This is a genomic window from Caballeronia sordidicola (assembly GCF_002220365.1).
GTDB lineage: Bacteria > Pseudomonadota > Gammaproteobacteria > Burkholderiales > Burkholderiaceae > Caballeronia > Caballeronia sordidicola_C.
Genome location: NZ_MTHB01000213.1, coordinates 1 through 2,903, shown reverse-complemented (window position 1 = coordinate 2,903; position 2,903 = coordinate 1). Strand labels below are relative to the sequence as shown.

Below are 2,903 nucleotides of genomic sequence, written 5' to 3'. Positions count from 1 at the left end.
GCGCAAGTGCCGGATATGAGTTGCTTCGTTTCGGGCGCGTGATTGGGCCTGACAAGGATCGACTGCCTGCTGATAAGTCCGCGAACTGGCAATCGGTTTCCTTCGCTGCGCAGCAGACGGGTTACGTTAATCTGAGCGACGCTCGAATTCATAAGCTGTCTGACGCCGACTTTCCGTGGTTCATGGGCTGGACGAAGGTCAGCGAAGGCGCGGGTGCCTTGTCCGACGATGGCTTATGTGACGCAAAGGTCATTCTCGATCTACTTCAGGAAGCGAATAGCGCTGATGCACCGAAGGCAGGTGCGGATCAAGATCGGCTAGCCGCGTATTTGCGCGACCACGAAGACGTGCGTCAGAAGCTGCGAGGATTGATTTGCGAGGCGCCGACTGAATGGGACAAGAGCACTAACCATAAGCGCTTTGATCGGTTGGTCGAGGTTGGCGAGCACTACGAGGGAAATCCGGATGGTCTTCAGAAATTCCTGGATTTTGTTGAGGGATTTCAGTTCTGGGACAAGACGGGGCTGCCGACGAAGGTTTGGCATTTTCATCCGCTCAGATTTGTCGATCAGTTTAAGGGATGCGGATGGTTGGACGCGCGAGAGTTCGCGCTAATTTATCCAGACACGTATACGCGGAAAAACGGCCGGCAGATTGAAACCGCGCCACATGCTGTAAGCGATGGACTTCGTGAGAAGTATCGACACATCATTAACAGGGCCATGAAGAAACACCTTATATCCTTGACACCTTCCCGAATGTCTCATTTTCTGGGGCAAGGTGCAGAAGAATCTCGAACCTTAACGTGGATGAACGAGCGTCGGTCGGAGGAGAGTTGCAACGAGTTTTATAGTGGAAAAAATGGAAACAATTTGCATGGTGACGGTTATAGATTCAGGGGGAGGGATTGAAGCAGTTAACCGGGAAATATAACTATGCCGAATATTGGGTTTATCGGGGGTGGCTGAGGCGGGGCGTTGATTTTCAAGACTCTTGGTGGACTGACCATGATGCGATCGCGCCTGTTATCGAGAACCCGGAGTTAATTTTGACAAACGATTACGCAACTATCGATGTGGGAGCTTGGTATTGGGAAGCTACGCCCAATCTCGGACTACCCCATGCCCATAGTAGTTTGAACGTAATAGCAGATAGAAATGCAGTGAATCTCGAATCAGTGAAATCAGTCACGAAAAATATTAACGGAAGCATAAACGCAATTGAAAACCGTGAATATCACACTTTTCGAATCTATAAGATAATAGGAGATGGGGCATGAGGATTTTTTCTGTAAAATTTACCATTCTTGCGATTGGGATGCTATTTACCACGTTGTCCTACGGGCGCTCGTCACACGTCTGGAGATGGTATTCTGACCATCAGATAACATTTTCATATCCTACGTTTATATACGACGCGCCAGTCTCTCAAAGCGAACGTGCAACCGAAGAATATAAAATATTCGAAGTGATTGACATCAAAAAAAAGCATACTGATAGTGTCGATGCCGTTACGGTGTGCAAGGATGAAATAAAAAAATGTGCATCGATGGAAGGTTTCGACAAGCCATATTGGCTTGAAGAGGCTTCTGGCCGGCTTATTGTGTTCAATCCGACCGAAATTGCAATGTCTTACAAGAATAACTTTGGCGCGGGATATGAAGTATTCCCGTTATGTGAGTGGGTAGATAGTCATGGTATTTCATCGCAATACGGTGGCCAGTGCTACGTAATCCTTGTTTCGAATGGCAAGAAAACCATATCTTTTAATTTTCTGTTGGGAGAAAACGTCGGCGTCCGTTTGTTACACAAGAGGTATCAAAAACAGATAGATATGTACCGTCGAATCGCTGAGTCTGCGAGATGATCGCTCGATTCGCAATCGCACTTGTCGCATTGTTTTTTGCGGGAGACGCGTTTTCTCGATCGCTTGATTCGATTTCATCCTGCGATCATCTCTTCACCATAAGTAATGTAAATAATTACAACATCAGACTTAAAAGCAGTAAAAAAGTATATGAAGTGTATCTTGGGCACGATCTAAATGGTGGATCAATTGATCCTGTCGCGTCAATGTTTGTCGTATATGGGCTACCGAAGAATATTAATTTGGACAATCCCCAATTAATGACGGTTTCGGTTTATACAAATTTGACCCGGCCGATAATTGTTGAAAGAATTAACCTCGCAGGAGGAATATATGCAGCATCCTTTAGTAAAGATCATAGATTCATCATCATAAATACAAGATTCGGAGATGTAATTTTTGATATTAAGAGGAAAAAAACGACAGCATTGTCATTGGCCGCGCCGACAAAAATCGAATTGACAGAATGCAAAAATTAATTAGACTTTTTGGTATATCTAGTGACCAAATAGCTAAAAATTGCAAATACATTAGCCGGTTTGTTTTTATCTCCGTAATTGCGGCCAGAGGAGGAATATGCCGCTCAACAGGACAGCAAAAAGTTATCGAAGATGATGGCTGGTTCCAATTTTTCGCACGATGCACATATATTGATGCATATATAGCAGCTGTTTTATTATGTTATAAAACCATACAAGATACATCGCAAGATCTCGTGGATTCATCCATTCTAAGTGTGACGAGTAAACGAATTTCAAAATATGGGGTCTGACAGGCAATGCGACTCTGATGACCTGCCTGCCGATGAAATGTGCCGTTGAACTGACCGAGCCGGAGAAGAAGACCCTGCAACAGCTGTCGCTCAAACATCCACATGAAGACTTTCGAACCCGTGGACTAGGTCTGCTGGAGCTTGGCCGCGGCCGGCGGGTTCATGAGATCGCGGTCGAACTCGATGTGAGCGACAAGTCGGTGTACAACTGGGTGCACGCCTGGAACGACAAAGGCCTCTGTGGTTTGCTGAGCGGACATAAAGG

The 2,903-nt window shown here is 45.7% G+C and carries 3 protein-coding genes and 1 pseudogene; all 4 read left to right on the top strand.

Annotated elements, in window-relative coordinates; translation table 11 throughout:
- Positions 1–911, top strand: a pseudogene (locus tag BSU04_RS46700) (hypothetical protein); the annotation flags it as partial.
- Entirely contained in the window at positions 908–1,279 is a 372-nt protein-coding gene (locus tag BSU04_RS45810) for a hypothetical protein (RefSeq protein ID WP_144021394.1), read from the top strand. The pseudogene BSU04_RS46700 and the gene BSU04_RS45810, both read left to right, overlap by 4 nt.
- Complete coding sequence (locus BSU04_RS30290; protein WP_089163999.1) at positions 1,276–1,866, top strand: hypothetical protein; 591 nt, start codon at positions 1,276–1,278, stop codon at positions 1,864–1,866. Before BSU04_RS45810 ends, BSU04_RS30290 begins: the two co-directional genes overlap by 4 nt.
- A 789-nt stretch (positions 1,867–2,655) precedes the next feature.
- Positions 2,656–2,903, top strand: a 248-nt coding sequence (locus tag BSU04_RS30285; protein ID WP_256983461.1) for a helix-turn-helix domain-containing protein, incomplete at its 3' end; no start/stop codon positions are given.

Coding starts and splice junctions, on each gene's coding strand:
- BSU04_RS30290 (WP_089163999.1), top strand. CDS start 1,276: ATGAGGATTTTTTCTGTAAAATTTACCATTCTTGCGATTGGGATGCTA.